Annotated in this window: 17 protein-coding genes and 1 pseudogene; 12 read left to right on the top strand and 6 right to left on the bottom strand. The window is 63.8% G+C overall.

Features of this window, described 5'->3' with window-relative positions; translation table 11 throughout:
* Positions 1-256: 256 nt before the first annotated feature.
* Positions 257-559 (top strand): WGR domain-containing protein, encoded by a 303-nt coding sequence (locus tag AC56QQ_RS35850; protein ID WP_497129463.1) that lies wholly within the window; start codon positions 257-259, stop codon positions 557-559.
* Here AC56QQ_RS35850 and AC56QQ_RS35845 read toward each other — a convergent pair.
* From AC56QQ_RS35845 to AC56QQ_RS35825, 5 genes and pseudogenes are all read right to left on the bottom strand, one after another.
* Positions 545-637: a DUF2958 domain-containing protein gene (locus tag AC56QQ_RS35845; protein WP_497129681.1), complete on the bottom strand. Its 93-nt coding sequence runs from the start codon at positions 635-637 to the stop codon at positions 545-547. The genes AC56QQ_RS35850 and AC56QQ_RS35845 overlap by 15 nt on opposite strands.
* 153 nt (positions 638-790) lie before the next feature.
* Positions 791-1,015 carry a hypothetical protein gene (locus AC56QQ_RS35840; protein WP_497129461.1) on the bottom strand — a complete coding sequence of 75 codons (225 nt, stop codon included), beginning with the start codon at positions 1,013-1,015 and terminating at the stop codon, positions 791-793.
* A gap of 431 nt (positions 1,016-1,446) precedes the next feature.
* Positions 1,447-2,529, bottom strand: coding sequence for a hypothetical protein (locus AC56QQ_RS35835; protein ID WP_497129459.1), 1,083 nt, complete (start codon positions 2,527-2,529; stop codon positions 1,447-1,449).
* The gene (locus AC56QQ_RS35830; RefSeq protein WP_497129457.1) at positions 2,522-2,872 is read right to left on the bottom strand and encodes a hypothetical protein; all 351 of its coding nucleotides are present in this window, start codon (positions 2,870-2,872) and stop codon (positions 2,522-2,524) included. Before AC56QQ_RS35830 ends, AC56QQ_RS35835 begins: the two co-directional genes overlap by 8 nt.
* 383 nt (positions 2,873-3,255) lie before the next feature.
* Positions 3,256-3,411: pseudogene (locus AC56QQ_RS35825) on the bottom strand (flagella basal body P-ring formation protein FlgA); the annotation flags it as partial.
* Between the two features lie 453 nt (positions 3,412-3,864).
* Here AC56QQ_RS35825 and AC56QQ_RS35820 point away from each other — a divergent pair.
* The 10 genes from AC56QQ_RS35820 to apnL all read left to right on the top strand — a co-directional run bounded on the left by AC56QQ_RS35820 (position 3,865) and on the right by apnL (position 16,911).
* Complete coding sequence (locus AC56QQ_RS35820) at positions 3,865-4,887, top strand: ABC transporter substrate-binding protein (RefSeq protein WP_497129455.1); 1,023 nt, start codon at positions 3,865-3,867, stop codon at positions 4,885-4,887.
* Between the two features lie 74 nt (positions 4,888-4,961).
* The gene (locus AC56QQ_RS35815) at positions 4,962-7,445 is read left to right on the top strand and encodes an ATP-binding cassette domain-containing protein (protein WP_497129453.1); all 2,484 of its coding nucleotides are present in this window, start codon (positions 4,962-4,964) and stop codon (positions 7,443-7,445) included.
* The gene (locus AC56QQ_RS35810) at positions 7,442-8,467 is read left to right on the top strand and encodes an ABC transporter permease (protein ID WP_497129451.1); all 1,026 of its coding nucleotides are present in this window, start codon (positions 7,442-7,444) and stop codon (positions 8,465-8,467) included. The genes AC56QQ_RS35815 and AC56QQ_RS35810 overlap by 4 nt, the downstream gene beginning before the upstream one ends.
* 110 nt (positions 8,468-8,577) lie before the next feature.
* Positions 8,578-9,405 carry a phosphogluconate dehydrogenase C-terminal domain-containing protein gene (locus AC56QQ_RS35805; RefSeq protein ID WP_497129449.1) on the top strand — a complete coding sequence of 276 codons (828 nt, stop codon included), beginning with the start codon at positions 8,578-8,580 and terminating at the stop codon, positions 9,403-9,405.
* A gap of 343 nt (positions 9,406-9,748) precedes the next feature.
* Positions 9,749-10,690 (top strand): D-ribose ABC transporter substrate-binding protein, encoded by a 942-nt coding sequence (locus AC56QQ_RS35800; protein ID WP_497129447.1) that lies wholly within the window; start codon positions 9,749-9,751, stop codon positions 10,688-10,690.
* 94 nt (positions 10,691-10,784) lie between these two features.
* On the top strand, positions 10,785-11,429 hold the full coding sequence (locus AC56QQ_RS35795; protein WP_497129445.1) for a DUF2291 family protein: 645 nt from the start codon (positions 10,785-10,787) through the stop codon (positions 11,427-11,429).
* Positions 11,426-12,982, top strand: coding sequence for a sugar ABC transporter ATP-binding protein (locus AC56QQ_RS35790; RefSeq protein WP_497129443.1), 1,557 nt, complete (start codon positions 11,426-11,428; stop codon positions 12,980-12,982). Before AC56QQ_RS35795 ends, AC56QQ_RS35790 begins: the two co-directional genes overlap by 4 nt.
* Entirely contained in the window at positions 12,975-14,039 is a 1,065-nt protein-coding gene (locus AC56QQ_RS35785; protein WP_497129441.1) for an ABC transporter permease, read from the top strand. Before AC56QQ_RS35790 ends, AC56QQ_RS35785 begins: the two co-directional genes overlap by 8 nt.
* A 2-nt stretch (positions 14,040-14,041) precedes the next feature.
* Complete coding sequence (locus tag AC56QQ_RS35780) at positions 14,042-15,076, top strand: Gfo/Idh/MocA family protein (protein ID WP_497129439.1); 1,035 nt, start codon at positions 14,042-14,044, stop codon at positions 15,074-15,076.
* Positions 15,073-16,911, top strand: a complete 1,839-nt coding sequence (gene apnL, locus AC56QQ_RS35775) for a D-apionate lactonase (protein WP_497129437.1) — start codon at positions 15,073-15,075, stop codon at positions 16,909-16,911. The genes AC56QQ_RS35780 and apnL overlap by 4 nt, the downstream gene beginning before the upstream one ends.
* A gap of 3 nt (positions 16,912-16,914) precedes the next feature.
* On the opposite strand, the gene AC56QQ_RS35770 is transcribed toward apnL, so the two are convergent.
* Positions 16,915-17,628, bottom strand: a complete 714-nt coding sequence (locus AC56QQ_RS35770) for a transcriptional regulator NanR (RefSeq protein ID WP_497129435.1) — start codon at positions 17,626-17,628, stop codon at positions 16,915-16,917.
* 185 nt (positions 17,629-17,813) lie between these two features.
* On the opposite strand from AC56QQ_RS35770, the gene oiaX reads away from it, so the two are divergent.
* Positions 17,814-19,064: a 3-oxo-isoapionate-4-phosphate decarboxylase OiaX gene (gene oiaX / locus AC56QQ_RS35765; protein ID WP_497129433.1), complete on the top strand. Its 1,251-nt coding sequence runs from the start codon at positions 17,814-17,816 to the stop codon at positions 19,062-19,064.
* Positions 19,065-19,067: the final 3 nt, after the last annotated feature.

The raw sequence follows: 19,067 nt of genomic DNA, 5'->3' as shown, positions 1-19,067 counted from the left end.
AAGCACGAGCTAACCGGACGGAATGCCGCGACTGGTGGTTTTTAAAAAATCTCCTAACGGGAGCCATGATCGGACCCCCGGTGGTGGCGAATTTAAAGCCGTCCTTGGCAAGCTCATAGGCAACAGGCTCGTCGCTGTTGGCGACAGCCAGGAGGGAGCAGACGACAAGGTCAAGCTGATGCTTCGGATCCTGAAGTAACCGGCGTGAATCGATGACAACTCATTGATTCAAAACATGCGTTGGACGGCGTGGTTGATGGCGCGGATAATCCGGGACATGCCCAATGGTCCCGTCCCGAAATTTCTGCGCCGAGTGGATCCGACCCGCAACATGGCGCGCTATTACACTCTGTCGCTTCAGCCTACGCTTTTCGGCGAGGTGTCGCTGGTGCGCCAATGGGGGCGCATCGGCACACGCGGACGACAGAAAATCGAGTCCTTCACGAGAGATGGCGAAGCGGCTTTGGCGTTGTCGAAGCTTGCCGCGCAAAAAATAGGACGCGGATATACCGGCGACGATCGTTCGTCGCCGGCATCGCGGTCGTCACACGGTGATTGAGCCCGCCGCGTTCGCGAGATCGGCATATTCGGAGATCGGGCGCTCGGCCTTGAAAAAATCGTCTCGCTCGACCGACAGACCGAGGGGGCCACGCTTGATGATCGAGGAAATAGCGGTTGCGGGATGTCAGAAGGCGCCCTTAGTCGGTTTCCGTCAGCTCGGCCGCCGCGCCTTCCGTAACTGGCTCCGAAGCGGGGGTTGGGCCGCCTGCTCCAACGCGATCATAAGCGTCTACCGACCTTTACCACCCGTGCTTCGGTCATACAGCATATCCATGCCACGCTGCGCCGCCGCCGTGTCGATCATCTTCTCGATTGCGATATCGGAATGGCGGTTGCCAGTTCGTGCTCGCAGGACTGAAATCGACTCAGCCATCGACAAGCACGGCTCGCCAGACTTTTCGTCCAGATACCGCTCAATAGCAGCTGCCAGGGCGGCGTTTTCAATCGAGGGCATCTTGGTGATCCTCGGAAGGCATGTTCGTGTGAGACCACCGCAGCAGCCGAAAGCGCTCACTGAGAGAAACCACGCCTGTCGTGAAAGGTCGCACCGAGAATTCTGCGATAGCGGCTATGGATTTCTTGCGCGCTTTACCGACAGGCCCTTCTGCCAAACCTATGTCGCGTTGGTCGACCGACAGGGCGTCACCGGGAGGTTGTTGTCAAGTCATCGATCCGGGAAGTGGATGCCGCATTGCTCATCCAAACCAGCCAAGGGTAAGGCTAACCATCGCGACCGCGATCAGGATCGAGAGCGGCACCGCGGCGAACAGCCCTGCTTCCAAGATCCGTGTTTCTCTATCACTGAACATTAGCCGAGCCACATGAATTCTTTGCTGAATTCTAAAGCTTCGAGCCCCGACTCGGTTCCACGCGCCGCGAAACTAGCTACCCTTGCTCAGACTGTCGCCCGAAGTGGATCGACCCGGATGGGCAAGAATCATGCTTCGGCAGCTTTCCGCGGACAGGCCTACAGCCCTTTATAGACACGTGCACCCGCGGCGTGCATTGTCCCACTTTGCAAAAGCCTTCTCGCCGGCCGCACGGAACGCAATTGACGGTTTCTTCGGATCCATCCTGAGCCTGCCCTTGCGCAGTCGCTCCGCCATCAGCCGGGGCGAATAATGCAGGCGGATTTATGGCGCGCCGGAGAACCCGCACTGCTTCTGTTCCATATCGATCTGCTTCGTGATCCGGATGGCGTTCTGTGCGTGCCTCCGTCACCGAGCCGCTATTGACTGTCTTGTCCCTTAGCGGACTCACGCCTGCGCAGAGGTGGAAGACATGAGGCTCCGCGGACTTCGCCGCGCCGTTTTCAGGCGCGATCCAGTAGACGACATCCTGACCAGCGGGGTGGCTCGCGTCCTTAGTCGCCGCGGCAACAGCGGCCGAGTCCGTGGCGATCTCCTGCGCCTGGGCGGCGACGTCGGGAGAACAGGCGGTGGTGGGTTGCCCCAACTTTATCTGGGTCGCGCAGGCATTCATGTCCTGCGTGTACTGTTCGACCGATGGCGGCTTGAAGCTGACCCCTATTACTGTCGCGAGCACGGCCAGCGCCGCGCCGATGCCGCCGGCAACCTTCTTGGTCTGCGGATCCATGTTCTTGTCGGTAAGGATCAGGAAAATCAGCGGGAGGAAAGCGATCAGCGTGATGATCGCGCCGAGCTGGTTTTGGACGAAGAACCTGAACGTGTCGGATGCATGGGCCGGATCGTGCCTGTTGGCAGCCTTCCACAGCAAGTTGCCGGCGATCGCGAAAATCGCGATCCCGACCAGAATGCCGATCAACAGGGGCAGGTTTCCGTGGTCGAATTTGTGCTGATAGAACAACACAATGCCGGCAATCTCGCCGCCAATGGCGACAATCCACGACAGTGCGGCGAACAGGCGAAGGCGCGTGGCGGCAGACTTCTGGCCCTGCGTCGCTTGCCAGTCCTTGGTGACGTCTGCGGCCGGCTTGTTGTCAGTCATGACCAATTCCCCTGATATCGACACTTTGCAGGGCGGCCTCAGATCGGAAGGCCACCCGCCGGCGCAGCGTCATTGAACGGACGTTTTCGTCGCCTGCCGAGAGACTCGGCGACAACAGCGCCGCAGCAGACCACATGGTTATCCATATTGCGCATAAGTGGATGCGTCCATACCCACGTCGCAGATGTCGATCCAGCGACGGACCCTTTTTTGCTGGCAGTTCGTCAAGGCCGCGGTGCTCAAAGGGCCGATCAAAAGCGGCATCGGCGAAAATGAACTGTCCGCCGCATTGATGGCCCGAAGCCTGAAACCGGACGGTTTCCGACTCATCCGGGCCGTTCAAGAAACCGTCGCCACTGACGGGTCGTGCGTGCGATCCTTTGTCGAAGTGGGCAAATGTGGGGCCGCTGGCGCAAACACCGAATCCCAGGCCCGATGCCCGCCCTTGCCCGTCATCTCGGGCAAAACTGAGTGCGCATGCCTCGAGATACCCACGGAGACGCCGTCTTAAACGCCGCCCATCTGCCAATCCGCGGAAGCGAGCGGCGAGATTGTTGCGGACAACCATAACTCGACGTCTTTGGTTCGCAGAAGCTGAACAGGTGTTCCGCGCCGCTGCCGGGACCGGCAACCATGATGCCCTCAAGGGGCTATATGATGTTAAGATCGCGAGAGAGTCCAAGATCCAGTAACTGCTGCAGGACTGAGATACTTCTGCCGTTGTACCGTCGCCGAAATGGTGAGTCCGCCGGCAATGAAGAAGACCTGCACGGCCGCACCCTGTTCGACCAGCCAGGCCTCGCGGATGGCGGTGGTGGGAATGTAGCGGCCAGGCAGCAGCGTGCGCTTGGCGATCTTGCCGTTGAGGTCCTCGGCCCGGGATTGTGCAACTCTTCTGCGTCATCCAATGCGACCGCTAGACCCGAACATGGGCAACCGATGTTGATACTCTCTACATCTGCGATCGGGCTACATCTGCGATCGGGCTTTGGCGAGATTTTGCGTCTAGGACAGGTATGCGGCCATAGCTGTCGACCTTGGGGCCGAAAGCCGAATGACAGCTTCGCGACTTCAGGATGGCGATAGCGGACGTTTCGCATAGGAGGCTTGGAAGTCTCGACCTGACCCTCGGGATCCGGGTCTGTCGGACCAGACGACATGCCAATTCAACGGGATTGGTGGGTCTGCGCTTGCTCAGCCAGCGACCCGCGTAGGCAGCAAAGCGCTTGCCTATTTGGTATGCTGGTATAATATGTACCTGACATAGCGTGTCCCAACGGGTTGCGCCGTGTTCAAGTGGCAGCCAAGCCAATCGTGTTTTTGGGAGGAAATACCATGAGATTTGCAACTGTGGCGGCGCTCGCCGGCGCTGCGATGGTGGGCGTTGCCGTGATGCCGGCAATGGCGTCTTCGGACGCGCCGGTCATCGCGCTCGCCAACGCCTATTACGGCAACACCTGGCGGCACCAGATGGTGGAAGCATTCGAAGCCTCGGCCAAGGAAGCCAAGTCCGCCGGGCAGATCGCCGACTATATCGTCATGAACGGCGACGGCTCCGTCGCGCAGCAGAACAGCCAGATCGCCGAACTGATCCTCAAGAAGGTCGACGTGCTCGCCGTCGACGCCGCCTCTGAAACCGCGGTCAACGGCATCATCGAAAAAGCCTGCAAGGCCGGCATCATCGTCATCTCCTTCGATTCGGTGGCCTCGGCACCTTGCAACTACCAGCTCAATTTCGACTTCAAGGGCTACAAGGCCACGCAGGCCGAAGCGGTCTTCAAGATGCTCGGCGGCAAAGGCAACGTCCTGCAGGTGCGCGGCGTCAAGGGCTCGGCGCCCGACAACGACATGTTCAATGCGCAGCAGTCGGTGCTGGCGAAGTACCCCGACATCAAGGTGGTCGCCACCGTCTATGGCCAGGCGACCGCCTCGGTGGCGCAGGCGGCGATCGCCAACGTGCTGCCCTCGCTGCCGCATGTCGACGCCGTGCTCGGCCAGGGCGGCAGCGATGATGTCGGCATCGCGCAGGCCTTCGTCCAATATGGCGGCGACTACGCCGGCAAGATGCCGATCATCGAGGGCGGCGGCGGCACCGACTTCGTGAAGTGGTGGGCCGAGGAGAATGCCAAGAACGGCTACCAGACCGTGTCGATGAACACCACGCCGGGCATCGGCGGCGCCGCCTTCTGGCTTGGCCTGTCGCTGCTGAAGGGCGCCAAGGCGCCCAAGCTGATGATCATGCCGGTGGCGACGGTCGATGCCAGCAACCTCAAGGACTATGCGAAGCTGCCGGGCGGCCAGATCATCAGTCCGAGCTACTCGCTGGACTGGGTGAAGCAGAACCTGCTGAGCAAATAACACCACCAGCTGTGCCGACCGGGCGCCGCCGCAAGGCTGCGCCCGACGCTGGCGATCGAAGAAACGGAGGACGAATGTCCGAGCTTGCCGTTGCCGAACAGGACAGTGCCGCAGCCACGGCGCGCGCGGCCCCTATCCGGCAAAGCGTCGTCACGCTCACCGGAATAACCAAGAGTTTTGGACCAACCCTCGCCAATGCCGGAATCGATCTCTCCGTCGCCGCCGGCGGCGTGATCGGGCTGGTCGGCGGCAACGGCGCGGGAAAATCGACGTTGATGCGCATCCTGTGCGGTGCGATGTGGCCGACGCTGGGCTCCATTTCCTTCGCCGGCGAGGCGCTCGACTTCACCGACTACGGCACTGGCGAAGCGCAGCGGCGCGGCATCCGCATGGTGCATCAGGAGCTGTCGCTCTGCGCCAACCTGTCGGTCGCCGAGAACTTCTTTCTCGAAACCCCGGGCGACGCCGCTAGCCGGCCCGGCTGGCGTACGCTCTACCGGGCTCGCGCCCGCGCGGCGCTGGACGCGGTTTTCCCCGGCAACGCCATTGATGCGGACGCCGAGGTCGGCCACCTCTCCATCGCCGAACGGCAGATGGTCGAGATCGCCCGCGCCGCGGCGACGCCCGGCGTCAAGCTGATCGTGCTCGACGAGCCGACATCCTCGCTCGATCTCGACCGGTCGAAACAGTTGCGCGCCTTCATCCGCGAGCGGGCGCAGGCCGGGCTTGCCTTCATCTTCATCAGCCACAAGCTGCAGGAGATCATCGATATCGCCACAGAGATCGTCGTGCTGCGCAACGGACGCACCGCATGGCAGGGCCATGTCGCGGACGCCTCGATCGGCAAGCTGGTCCAGCTGATGGGCGGCGATGCCAATCCGGTGCATCAGCACGCCGTCGCCGCGGCCTCGGCCCAGGACGTGCTGGCGCGGCTCTCCGGCGCGCTGACAGCGGAGCTCGGCCACGACATCGACATCGTGCGCGGTGAGATCGTCGGGCTGGCCGGCCTCGAAGGCAGCGGCCAGAAGGAGCTGCTGCACGCCATCTTCAGGCCCGACCGCAAGCAGAGCGCGGCGGTCACCAGACATGCGCAAGCCAGCTTCATCGCCGGAGACCGGCAGAAGGAAGGCGTGTTCCCGCTGTGGAGCGTGCTTGGAAACATCAGCATCGGCGCATTGGCCCGGCGCCCGGCACTCAGCCTGGTTTCCGATCGCGCCAATCGCGACACGGCCGCAGGCGCGGCCAGCAAGTTGCGGCTCGACGACAGGCGCTTCGGTTCCAACATCACCGAGCTCAGCGGCGGCAACCAGCAGAAGGCGCTGGTCGCCCGGGCGCTGGTTGCCGACACGCCGATCATCCTGCTCGACGATCCGACGCGCGGCGTCGATATCGCCACCAAGCAGGATTTCTACCGGCTGTGCAACGAGATCGCGCGCGGCGGACGCGCGCTGGTCTGGCATACGACCGAGGACGCCGAACTGCTCGCCTGCGATCGCGTTCTGGTCTTTGCCGGCGGGCGTATCGTGCGGGAACTGTCAGGCGAGGCAATCACCGAATCGGCTGTTGTCGGCGCCTCTTTCACGCAGCCGGCGGACAGGCTGGCCGGCGCCGGGCGCAAGGATGCCGCCGCGGCCGGGCTCGGCCGCAAGCTGGTCAACGCGGCGCCCTTCATCGGCCTTGCCGCCGTGCTCGCCGTCATGATCTCGGCCAATCCGGCGGTCGCCTCGATCTTCGGCCTCGATCTGCTCTTGATGCCGGCACTATCGCTGGTCCTGGTGACGGCGGCGCAGATGTTCATCGTCGGCGGCAGCGAGATCGACCTGGGCGTCGGTGCCTTTGCCGGCCTCGTCAGTGTGCTCAGCGCCACGCTGCTCTATAACCAGCCATGGCTCGGCGTGCTGGCGCTGGTGGCGGCGCTCGCCGCCTATGCCGGGCTCGGCGGCGTGATCCAGGCGCGCAAGATCCCGGCCATCGTCGTCACGCTCGGCGCCTCCTTCATCTGGGTTGGGCTGGGCTATGCACTGCAGCCGACACCCGGCGGCGCCAGCCCGGAATGGCTGTCGGCGCTCTTCGACTGGTCGCTCGGCATGGTGCCGACTTCCGTCATCCTCATCGCCGCCGTCGCGCTGGTCGTCTTCATCATCGACCGGCTGCCGCTCGGCGTGGTGCTACGCGGCTTCGGCAACAACCCAACCGCAATGATCCGCTCGGGATGGTCGCCGACGCGCTATGCCCTGGTGCGCTATCTCCTGGCCGGGCTGTTTGCAGGGGCGGCAGGCCTGTCGCTGACGGCGATCAACACGGCGAGCGACATCAATTCCGGCAACTCGTTCACGCTGCTCAGCGTCGCCGCCGTGGTGATGGGCGGCTGCTCGCTGCTCGGCGGCGTCATCTCGCCCATCGGCGCCATCGCCGGCGCCGTCACCCTGTCCCTGATCGGCGCGCTGCTCGGCACGCTCAGCGTCAGCAGCGATTTCAATGCCGCCACGCAGGGCCTGATCCTGATCGCGCTGTTGACGCTGCGCAGCCTGACCGCCGACCGCAGGAGCGAACAATGAACGCGCTCTCCGCCTTCAGCCTGTGGGCGCAGAGGAACCGCTGGATCTGGGCGGCGATCGGCGTGCTGCTCCTGTGGCTGGTGCTGTCGATCGTCACCAACCGCTTCAGCCTGTCCAGCCTGTCTGGCATTATCTTGTCGGCATCCTTCCTGACGATCGTCGGCATCGGCCAGATGTTCGTGGTGACGACCGGGCGCGGCAACATCGACCTCTCGGTCGCCTCGGTGATCACGCTCAGCGCCTTCGTCGCACTGCTCACCATCAAGGGCCAGGATGCCAACCTTGCCATCGGCGTTGCCGCGGCGATCCTGCTCGGCCTTGCCGTCGGCGCGCTCAATTCGCTGCTTGTCGTCGGGCTCGGCATCCCGGCCATCATCGCCACGCTGGCGACCGGCTATGTGTTGGCCACCGCGACGCTGCTGTCCAATCGCGCAATACCGGGCTTCACCGTCAGCCCGGCACTGAAATACCTGGCATCGGGCCGCATTTCCGGCGTGCCGATCATGGCCGTCATCGCCATCCTCGGCGTGGCGGCAACCTCCTTCGTGCTGCGCTACACGGTGTTCGGCCAGCTGTTGTCGGCGGTCGGCCAGAACCGCACCGCCGCGCGGCTCGCCGCCATCAGGAACGGACCGGTGATCGCATCGGCCTTCATCATCTCATCGGTGCTGGCATCGCTTAACGGGCTGCTGCTCGGCGCCTATATCGGCGGCGCCTTCCTCGAAATGGGCCAGCCCTACCTGTTGCAGTCGATCGCCGCCGTGGTGCTCGGCGGAACGCTCATCTTCGGCGGCTCGGCGACCGCTGTCGGCACCCTGTTCGCCAGCATCCTCTTGGTCCTGATCGTCACCACCATGCAGATCATCGGCCTGCCGCCGGGCGCCCAGGACATCGTGCAGGGCATCGTCGTCATCTTCGTTCTCGCGCTTGCCGGACGACAGGCGATGACGCGGCGGACACCGGTCGAGCCGGCACGCGGGGGCGACGATGCCGCGCTGCCGGCCGGAGACCGGCCGGCATGAGACTGTCAGCAGGACCCTGTTCAAATTGCCAAATCATGGTAGTGTGATTATACCAGTTAATAACATGACGATCGGCGCGGCCATCGTTTGAAATCGGGAGTAACGGACACATGACGACGATTGCCCTGTTCGGGGCCGGCGGGAAAATGGGCTACCGCCTGTCGACCAATTTTCGCGGATCGCCCTACACGATACGCCATGTCGAGGTCAGCGAGGCCGGCCGCGAGCGGCTGAAATCGGGCCTGGGCTTTGACACGGTCAGCGCCGATGTGGCGCTCGACGGCGCCGATGTCGTGATCCTTGCCGTTCCCGACACGCATATCGGCAAGGTGGCGGCGAGCATCGAAAGCAAGCTGGCGCCTGGCACGATGGTGGTGGTGCTCGACGCGGCGGCACCTTTCGCCGGCCATCTGCCGAAGCGTACCGACCTCACCTATTTCGTCACCCATCCTTGCCATCCGCCGATCTTCAACGACGAGACCGACATGGCGGCCAAGAAGGACTATTTCGGCGGCGTCAAGGCCAAGCAGCATATGGTCAGCGCCCTGATGCAGGGGCCGGAAGAGGATTACGCCAAGGGCGAGGCGATCGCGAAAATCATCTGGGCGCCGGTCATGCGCTCGCACCGTGTCACCGTCGAGCAGATGGCCCTGCTCGAACCCGGCCTTTCGGAAACGGTATGCGCCTCGCTGCTGGTCGTCATGAAGGAAGCCGTCGATGAAGTCGTCGCGCGCGGTGTCGACCAGCAAGCGGCGCTCGACTTCCTGCTCGGCCATATGAATGTGCTCGGCGCCGTCATCTTCGGCGAGACCAAGGGCGTGTTCTCCGACGCCTGCAACAAGGCGATCGAGTTCGGCAAGCCGGTGCTGATGCGCGACGACTGGAAACGGGTCTTCGAGCCGGAAGAGATCGCCGCGAGCATTCAGCGCATCACCTGAGGAAAACTTACGCAGGCGCTTTCCGAAGCACCTGGATGCATCGGCGAAACCGTCGCCGATGCCCTACCCCAGCGCTTATCAGGTACATATCATCTGAATTTGTGGTTGACTCATCATACCAGTTGGCTTTAGCTGTTCACTGGCTCGGATCGATCACGCTTCGCTGGGAAATCGAAGCCGGACGAGTGGAGGATGGTGGGGAACGGAAGCGAGATCGTTTCGGATAAAAGCCGGCGAACGGCTTTGACCCGGGGCGGAATGCTGCCCGCACTGCCTGACGGAATTCGATGCAGACAACGGCCTTGAGCGATCAAGGCGCGAGTTTTTTCAACGGGAGGACTTCATGAAACTCACACGCAGAATGACGCTTGCGGCTTTCGCCGGCATGCTGGCACTTGGTACGGCTATGCCGGCCTATGCGGCGGATCTCATCGCCATCATCACACCCTCGCACGACAACCCGTTCTTCAAGGCGGAAGCCGTGGGCGCCGAAGCCAAGGCCAAGGAACTCGGTTACGAGGCGCTGGTGCTCGTCCATGACGATGACGCCAACAAGCAGTCGCAACTGATCGACACGGCGATCGGCCGTGGCGCCAAGGCGATCATCCTCGACAATGCCGGAGCCGACGCCACCGTCGCCGCCGTGCAGAAGGCCAAGGACGCTGGCGTGCCGTCCTTCCTGATCGACCGCGAGATCAACGCCACCGGCGTCGCCGTGGCGCAGATCGTCTCCAACAACTACCAGGGCGCCCAGCTCGGCGCGCAGGAATTCGTCAAGCTGATGGGCGAGAAGGGCAATTTCGTCGAACTGGTCGGCAAGGAATCCGACACCAATGCCGGCATCCGCTCCAAGGGCTATCATGACGTCATCGACGACTATCCGGATCTGAAGATGGTCGCCCAGCAATCGGCCAACTGGAGCCAGACCGAGGCCTATTCCAAGATGGAATCGATCCTGCAGGCCAACCCCGACATCAAGGGCGTCATCTCCGGCAACGACACGATGGCGATGGGCGCCTATGCGGCGCTTGTCGCGGCCAACCGCAAGGACGTTATCGTTGTCGGCTTCGACGGATCGAACGACGTGCGCGACTCCATCACCTCCGGCGGCATCAAGGCGACCGTCCTGCAGCCCGCCTTCGCGCAGGCGCAGATGGCGGTCGAGCAGGCCAACGACTTCATCAAGAACAAGAAGTCGCCGGCCAAGGAAAAGCAGCTGATGGACTGCGTTCTGATCAATGGTGACAATGCTCCCAAGCTGGAGACCTTCGCGCTGACCAACTGAGCCAGCGTGACTTGAACGGGAGGGGCGAACCGAGGTTCGCCCCTCGTCTCCATTTTCTGTGGGTGCCGACCGCCATGACGAACAACGGGCCGCCATGCTGAACAACAAGCCGACCTGGCCGATCCTTGCAGTGACCGTCGGCATCAGCCTGACCGCCTGCAAGATCCTGCCGACACAATCGGGTGGCGGCGGCAATGCTCCCGCCTTCAACCCGGACAAGATGGTCGAGGAGATATGGGCGACAAAGGTCGTTCCCTATCTCCACCAGAAGGCAGGACCGTTTCCCGAAGTTCACGCATTGGCGCAAGCCGACCCGGCGGCGGCCGGCGGCAAATACGGCAATCCCAACAAGCAGGCCAACTCGCCCTGGACCTTCGCCGTGCGGCTGGAGGGCAAGATCGTCGCCGCCAACACGCAGTCGCGCGCGGCGACCGCGGACGTCGATGTCGACGGCGACGGCAAGGCCGACGCGCGGGTGCAGATCGGACCGGCGGTGCGCGGCACGGCTTTGCGCGACAGCCTCGATTTCATCCAGTTCAACGACTTCACCAACCAGATCGATTTCGCCCAGTTCGGCAAGGCGTTCAACACCTATGCCGACAAGACCGTGCTGTCCAAGCTGCCGCGCGACGCACTTGAAGGCCGCGGCGCCAAGGTGCTCGGCGCCTATACGCTGGGCAGTGGCCAGGACCTGCCGCTGGTGACGCCGGCGGAGGTCGAGATCGGGCCGAAGCCATGAGCGCGGCCGCCGGACGCGATGTCATCCTGAAGCTGGAGGACGTTTCCAAGGTCTATGCCGGCACCGTCGCGGTCAAGCACGCCAATTTCGAGGTGCGCAAGGGCGCGGTCAACGTGCTGGTCGGCGAGAACGGCGCCGGCAAGTCGACGCTGATGAAGATCATCGCCGGCGTCGAGCAGCCGACCGCCGGCCGCATCCTGCTCGAGGGCGAAGAGGTCTCGTTCTCGTCGTCCGGCGACGCGGTGAACCGCGGCATCGGCATGGTGTTTCAGGAACTGAACCTGTTCGGCAACTTGACCGTCGCCGAGAACATTTTCGCCACCCGCGAGATCACCAACCGGTTCCGCAAGATCGACCGCAAGGAGCAGGAGCGCCGCGCGACGCAATTCCTCGAGCGGCTGGAGGCCGGCATCCGGCCGGACATGCTGGTCGAGGACCTGCGCATCGGCCAGCAGCAGCTGGTCGAGATCGCCAAGGCGGTTTCGCTCGACGCGCGCATCCTGATCATGGACGAACCGACCTCGGCGCTGAGTGCGGCGGAAGTCGAGATCCTGTTCAAGGTGATTGCCGACCTCAAGGCGCGCGGCGTGGCCATTGTCTACATCTCGCACCGGCTGGAGGAGCTGATCCGCATCGGCGACTACATCACCGTGCTGCGCGACGGCCGCATCACCGGCCAGGAGGAGATGAAAAACGTCGACACGCAGTGGATCGTTCGGCAGATGATCGGCTCCGATGCCAAGGATTTCGCCAAGGCCGACGGCCATGTTCCGGGCGAGGAGATATTCCGCGCCGAGGACATCTGCCTGCCGCGCGCGACTGGCGGACTGGCGGTCGATCATGTCTCGCTGTCGCTGCGCGCCGGCGAGATCCTCGGTATCTACGGCCTGATGGGCGCCGGACGCAGCGAGTTGTTCGACTGCATCATGGGCCGCCACGGCCAAGCCACCGGCGCGATCTTCATCGCCGGCAAGGAGGTGCGTGAGCGCGACACGACGCGGCGCATCCGGCGCGGCCTGGCGCTGATCCCCGAGGATCGCCAGCGCGAAGGGCTGGTGTCGATCCTCTCCGTCGCCAGCAATCTGACGCTGGCCAGCCTGTCGCGTTTCGTGCGCCTGTTCCACATCCGCGGCACCGAGGAGAAGCAGGCGGTGACGCAAATGGTGCGGGAACTGACGATCAAGGTCGCAGACCCGGCGCAGGAAGTCTCGTCGCTGTCCGGCGGCAACCAGCAGAAGGTGGTGATCGGCAAGGCGCTGCTCACCGGGCCGAAGGTGCTGTTGATGGACGAACCCAGCCGCGGCATCGATGTCGGCGCCAAGGCCGACGTCTTCCGCACCATGCGCAGACTGTCCCGCGAAGGGTTGGGGATTCTCTTTGCGACCTCGGATCTCGACGAGGTCATGGCGCTGTCCGACCGCATCGCGGTGATGAGCAATGGAAAACTGACCGGCATGTTCGATCGTGCCGAGGCGACGGAGGCAGCCCTCGTCGCGGCCTCGGCACTTGGCCACGGACCGGTCCCGCATACGGAGACAAACGCCCATGACTGACATTCCGGCCAAGGCGGCTGCCCCCTCCGCTTCCAGCGGCTCCGCGTTGCTGACGCTGATGAAGCTCAGAACCTTCATCGCGCTGATCGCCGTACTGGTCTTCTTCTCGATCGCGGCGCCCAACTTCCTGTCGACCGCCAACCTGATCCTGATGTCGAAGCATGTGGCGCTCAACGCGTTCCTGGCCATGGGCATGACCTTCGTCATCATCACCGGCGGCATCGACCTGTCGGTCGGCTCGATCGTCGGCCTGTGCGGCATGGTGGCCGGCTATCTCGTGCTCAACGGCATCGACCTGCAGATCGGCTACACCATCTATTTCAACGTCTTCGAGATCGCGCTGATCACGCTGGCGGTCGGCATCCTGATCGGCGCCGTCAACGGGTTGCTGATCACCAGGCTGAATGTCGCGCCGTTCATCGCCACGCTCGGTGTGCTCTATGTCGCGCGCGGCCTGGCGCTGCTGTCGTCGGATGGCCGCACCTTCCCCAACCTGGTCGGCAAGCCGGAGCTCGGCACGACCGGCTTCGGCTTCCTCGGCGCCGGCCGGCTGCTCGGCCTGCCGGTCGCGATCTGGATCCTGATCGTGGTGGCGCTGGCGGCGGCCTATCTCGCCAAATACACGCCGCTCGGCCGCCACATCTTCGCGGTCGGCGGCAATGAACGGGCTTCGCGAATTTCTGGCGTCCGTGTCAACATGGTGAAGATGTTCGTCTACATGTTCTCCGGTTTCTGCGCGGCGATCGTCGGCCTGATCATCTCGTCCGAACTGATGGCCTCGCATCCGGCGACGGGCGAGAGCTTCGAGCTCAACGCCATCGCGGCGGCGGTGCTCGGCGGCACCTCGATGTCGGGCGGTCGCGGCACGATCGGCGGCACCATCGTCGGCGCCTTCGTCATCGGCATTCTTTCGGACGGGCTGGTGATGATGGGGGTGAGTTCGTTCTGGCAAATGGTGATCAAGGGCCTGGTCATCATCGTCGCCGTGGTCGTCGATCAGGCACAGCGCCGGCTGCAGAGCCGGGTCACGCTGATGCAGATGGCAAAGGCGGGTTGAGCATGACGGAACTGCGCGGAGCACTGATCGGTTGCGGCTTCTTTGCCATCAACCAGATGCATGCCTGGCGCGACCTGGAGGGCGCCTCGATCATCGCCATCTGCGACCGCGACCCGGAACGGCTGCGGATCGTCGGCGACCAGTTCGGTATCGCCCGGCGCTATACCGATGCGGCCGCGTTGTTTGAAGGCGAGACGCTGGACTTTGTCGATATCGCCACCACCGCGCCGAGCCATCGAGCGTTGGTCGAGCTGGCGGCGCGGCATCGCGTGCCGGCGATCTGCCAAAAGCCGTTCGCGCCGACGCTTGCCGACGCCAAGGCGATGGTGAAGGCCTGCGTGGAAGCCGGTGTGCCTTTGATGGTGCATGAGAATTTTCGCTGGCAGTCGGCGATCCAGGCGGTGCGCGCCGCGATCGACAGCGGCGAGATCGGCACGCCCTTCTTCGGCCGCATCTCCTTCCGCTCCGCCTATGACGTGTTTTCCGGCCAGCCTTATCTGGCGACGGGAAAGCGCTTCATCATCGAGGATCTAGGCATCCACATCCTCGACATCGCCCGCTTCCTGCTGGGCGACGTCTCGACGATCACCGCGAGGACGGCTCGCATCAACCAGGCGATCGCCGGTGAGGACGTGGCGACCATGCTGATGGACCATGCCGGTGGCGCCACGTCGGTGGTCGATTGCAGCTATGCGACCAGTCTCGCCGTGGAGCCGTTTCCCGAAACGCTGATCGAGATCGACGGCAGCGACGGCACGATCCGGCTGGCCCAGGGCTACCGGCTCACCGTCACCGGCAGGAGCGGCACGGTGTTCAGCGACGTCTCGCCGCCGCTTCTCCCCTGGGCGTCGCGTCCCCGGCACAACATCCAGGAAAGCGTCGTCGCCATCCAGAAACACTGGGTCGACTGCCCGGCGAAGGTAACCGAGCCCGCGACTTCGGGCGCCGACAATCTCAAGACCTTCGCGCTGGTCGAGGCCGCCTATGCCGGGGCGGCGAGCCGCGAACCGGTGCAGCTCGACGCCTTGCTGAAATGACCGCCGACGCCTTCCTCCTCTGTGGTACGCGTGCCGTCGAGGCCAAGCCGGTCAGGCTGAGTGCGGGCCTGCTCAGCGCCGACTTCGTCAACGGCAATCTGCGCACCATCCGCCATGGCGGCCTCGAAGTGCTGCGTGCCATCGCCTATATCGTGCGCGACCGCGACTGGGGCACCTACGAGCCTGAACTGACCGATCTGGTCATCGACCAGGGCGCAGACGCCTTCTCGGTCAGCTACTCGGCAAGCTGCGTGGGGCCTGACGCAAGCCGGCTCGGCTTCCACGCCACCATCAAAGGCACTGCCAGCGGCGAACTGGTGTTCGATGTCAGCGCCCTTCCCGAAAGCGATTTCGAAACCAATCGCTGCGGCTTCTGCATCCTGCAGCCGATCGCCGGCCTCGCCGGAAGCCCCGTGACGGTCGAGCACACCGACGGCAGCGTGGTGGCGACCAAGCTTCCGCTGCTCATCGACCCCTGGCAGCCTTTCAAGGATCTGCGCGCGATCACGCATGAAGTGCGACCCGGCGTCAGCGCCGAATGCCGGATGGAGGGCGACACGTTCGAAATGGAGGATCAGCGCAACTGGTCCGACGCCTCCTACAAGACCTATGTGCGGCCGCTGGCATTGCCGTGGCCCTATGTGCTGCCGGGCGGCGAGCCCAGTCGCCAGACGATCAGCCTGCGCATCACGGATGAAGGTAAAGCGCCGGCTGGCGCCGTGGCCGGCGAGCCGGTCCGCGTTGAACTCGGCGAGCCCGGTCCGGCACTGCCCGATGTCGGCGTGATCATCTATCCGGACGATGTCGAGACGGCGCTGGTGAACCTGCCGCTGCTTTCGACGCTTGGCCCGCAACAGCTGCTGTTCCACTACGATCCGACGCGCGGCCACGGGCTCGACGCCTTGCGCTCGTTTGCCCGGCTCGCGGCAGCCTACCCGGCGCGGACGACGCTCGAATGCGTCGTCGCCGGCGCGGGCGACCTCGACGCTGAACTTTCAGTCGTCGCCGGCATGGTGCGCCAGGCAGGGCTGAAACTCTCGGCCATTGCCGTCTCGCCTTCGGTCGACCGGCAGTCGACGCCGCCGGGCAGTGCGTGGCCAGAATGCCCGCCGCTCGAAGACGTCTACGCCGCCGCGCGGCGCGCCTTCCCCTACATTCGCCTCGGTGGCGGCATGTTCAGCTACTTCACCGAGCTCAACCGCAAGCGCGTGCCGGCGGACCTGCTCGACTTCATCACCCATTGCACCTGCCCGATCGTGCACGCCGCCGACGATCTCAGCGTCATGCAGTCGCTGGAGGCGTTGCCGTTCATCACCCAGTCGACCCGGGCGATCTTCGGGACAAAACCCTACCGGATCGGCCCGTCGACGATTGCCATGCGCCAGAACCCCTATGGCGGCGCCACCAAGCCCAATCCGCATGGCCACCGCATTGCCATGGCCGACCGCGATCCCCGCCATGCCGGCCTGTTCGCAGCCGCATGGACGATCGGCTATGCCGCGCGCGTCGCACCCGCCGGGCTGGAGATGCTGACCCTCTCCGGCTTCGCAGGACCCTTCGGCGTGCTCGCGGCATCCGGGGAACCCGTCGCGGAACGATCACCCCGGCCGATCTTCCAGGCCATCAAGGAGCTTTGCGAACTGGCCGGTCTCGCACATGTCGCGGCGAAAACCAGCGATGAGACCAGGGTGCTGGCGCTGGCTGGGCGCCCTGCCTCGGGCAAGACAGTCATGTTGCTGGCGAACCTGACCGCGAACGACGTGCCGGTCGACCTTTCAGCGCTTGGCCTGGGTCATCTCGTGATGACACCTTACGCGATCGCGCGGATCAGCTGAACGTTATTTCTCCGAGTTCATCACATAGAGCGCGCGCGAGCGCTCCAGATGCTTGATCATCGCCTTCTCGGCGCCGTCCGCATCCTTCTTCTCGATGCGGCCGATGATCTCCTCGTGCTCGGTCAGCGTGAACTGTTCCTTGCCGGTCCAGATCAGCATTTCGGTGTGATATTCCTTCAGCCAGCCAAGCATGGCCTCGCTGACGGCGACATAGATCGGGTTACCGGAGATCGTCGCGATCTGGGTATGGAATTTCATGTCGGCGGAGATGAAGGCTTCCGAGTCGCCGCGAAAGCCGCGCTGTTCGGCAACGGTGGCCCTGAGCCGCTGCACGTCCTCGGCGGTGGCCTTTTCGGCGGCTTCCCGGACCATGCCGCGCTCGAAGAAGATGCGCGCGGTCTTGAGGTGCTCCAGCGTGTCCTTCGATGACGAGAGGATGATCTTGGCCGCGCCATCGACCTGCTTGATGATCGACTTCGCGGTCAGCTGCAGCACCTTGGCGCGCTCGCCATGCGAGATGGCGACGAGGCCCATATTGCTCAGCGCCTGCATCGCCTCGCGGATCGCAGGGCGGCCGACCTCGAAGCGCTCCATCAATTCGCGCTCCGAGGGCATGTCGTCGCCCGGCATCAATTCGCCGCTGGTGATCAGGCGCTTCAGCCGCAAGAAGACCTCGTCGGAAAGCTTGCGCCGGACAATCGGTTCCGAACGGTTCATCGTCGCGAATCACTCCCTTGACCCGGCCCTATCTAACACTGCCGCCACAATTCCCGGAAATTGCCGTCGTTCGACCGACCCAAAACTTCCAGCCGGATATGCCTTGCAATACTTATGTACTCATTATACCAGATTTCGAGCATCGGTGAATCTTTTTCGAACGCCTTGGCTTGAGACAGCGGACCATGATCACCCTCACCTATCGCATCGAAACGTCTGAAAGCATCGAAGCGCTGGCAGCCAAGATCGCCAGCGACCAGTCGACCGGCACCTTCGTGGCGTTGCCCGGCGAGACCGAGGAACTGAAGGCCAGGGTGGCGGCCCGCGTGCTGGCGATACGGCAGCTGCCCGACGCCATCCGATCCTCCATTCCGCAAGCCGGCGATGGACCGTTCAAGCGCGCCGACGTCGACATCGCCTTTCCCTTCGATGCCATCGGCACCGATCTTGCGGCGCTGATGACCATCGCCATCGGCGGCACGTATTCGATCAAGGGCCTGTCCGGCATTCGCGTCGTCGACATGCAGTTGCCGAACGAATATCGCGGCGCCCATCCGGGTCCACAGTTCGGTGTTGCCGGCAGCCGCCGGCTGACCGGTGTCGCGGATCGCCCGATCATCGGCACCATCGTCAAGCCGGCGCTGGGACTGCGGCCGCACGAGACGGCGGCGATGGTTAGTGAGCTGATCGCAGCCGGCGTCGATTTCATCAAGGACGACGAGAAGCTGATGAGCCCGGCCTATTCGCCCTTGGCGGAACGGGTGAAGGCGATCATGCCGCTGATCCTCGACCACGAGCAGAAGACCGGCAAGAAGATCATGTATGCCTTTGGCATCTCCCATGCCGACCCGGATCAGATGATGCGCAACCACGATCTGGTGGCGAAGGCCGGCGGCAATTGCGCGGTGGTCAACATCAACTCGATCGGCTTCGGCGGCGTGGCCTACTTAAGAAAGCGCTCCAGCCTGGTGCTGCACGCCCATCGCAATGGCTGGGACATTCTCACCCGCCATCCCGGCCTCGGCATGGATTTCAAGGTCTGGCAGCAGTTCTGGCGGCTGCTCGGCGTCGATCAGTTCCAGATCAACGGCATCGCCTCGAAATATTGGGAGCCGGATGACTCGTTCGTCGCCTCCTTCAAGGCGGTGACGACACCGATCTTTTCGCCTGAGGACTGCGCCCTGCCGGTCGCCGGCTCCGGCCAGTGGGGCGGACAGGCACCCGAAACCTATCAACGCACCGGCCGCACGGTCGATCTTCTCTATCTCTGCGGTGGCGGCATCGTCAGCCATCCGGACGGGCCGGGCGCCGGCGTGCGCGCCGTGCAGCAAGCCTGGCAAGCGGCCGTCGACGGCATTCCGCTGGCGGACTTCGCCCTCAAGCATCCTGAACTGGCGCGATCGATCGAAAAATTCGGCGATGGCAAGGCAGCCTGACGC

Source organism: Mesorhizobium sp. RCAM 05099 (assembly GCF_059683685.1).
The sequence above is the reverse complement of the archived record's forward strand: the minus strand, read 5'-3'. Positions and strand labels throughout refer to the sequence as shown.

Coding starts and splice junctions, on each gene's coding strand:
- AC56QQ_RS35850 (WP_497129463.1), top strand. CDS start 257: ATGGCGCGGATAATCCGGGACATGCCCAATGGTCCCGTCCCGAAATTT.
- AC56QQ_RS35840 (WP_497129461.1), bottom strand. CDS start 1,015: ATGCCCTCGATTGAAAACGCCGCCCTGGCAGCTGCTATTGAGCGGTAT.
- AC56QQ_RS35835 (WP_497129459.1), bottom strand. CDS start 2,529: ATGACTGACAACAAGCCGGCCGCAGACGTCACCAAGGACTGGCAAGCG.
- AC56QQ_RS35820 (WP_497129455.1), top strand. CDS start 3,865: ATGAGATTTGCAACTGTGGCGGCGCTCGCCGGCGCTGCGATGGTGGGC.
- AC56QQ_RS35815 (WP_497129453.1), top strand. CDS start 4,962: ATGTCCGAGCTTGCCGTTGCCGAACAGGACAGTGCCGCAGCCACGGCG.
- AC56QQ_RS35810 (WP_497129451.1), top strand. CDS start 7,442: ATGAACGCGCTCTCCGCCTTCAGCCTGTGGGCGCAGAGGAACCGCTGG.
- AC56QQ_RS35805 (WP_497129449.1), top strand. CDS start 8,578: ATGACGACGATTGCCCTGTTCGGGGCCGGCGGGAAAATGGGCTACCGC.
- AC56QQ_RS35800 (WP_497129447.1), top strand. CDS start 9,749: ATGAAACTCACACGCAGAATGACGCTTGCGGCTTTCGCCGGCATGCTG.
- AC56QQ_RS35795 (WP_497129445.1), top strand. CDS start 10,785: ATGCTGAACAACAAGCCGACCTGGCCGATCCTTGCAGTGACCGTCGGC.
- AC56QQ_RS35790 (WP_497129443.1), top strand. CDS start 11,426: ATGAGCGCGGCCGCCGGACGCGATGTCATCCTGAAGCTGGAGGACGTT.
- AC56QQ_RS35785 (WP_497129441.1), top strand. CDS start 12,975: ATGACTGACATTCCGGCCAAGGCGGCTGCCCCCTCCGCTTCCAGCGGC.
- AC56QQ_RS35780 (WP_497129439.1), top strand. CDS start 14,042: ATGACGGAACTGCGCGGAGCACTGATCGGTTGCGGCTTCTTTGCCATC.
- apnL (WP_497129437.1), top strand. CDS start 15,073: ATGACCGCCGACGCCTTCCTCCTCTGTGGTACGCGTGCCGTCGAGGCC.
- AC56QQ_RS35770 (WP_497129435.1), bottom strand. CDS start 17,628: ATGAACCGTTCGGAACCGATTGTCCGGCGCAAGCTTTCCGACGAGGTC.
- oiaX (WP_497129433.1), top strand. CDS start 17,814: ATGATCACCCTCACCTATCGCATCGAAACGTCTGAAAGCATCGAAGCG.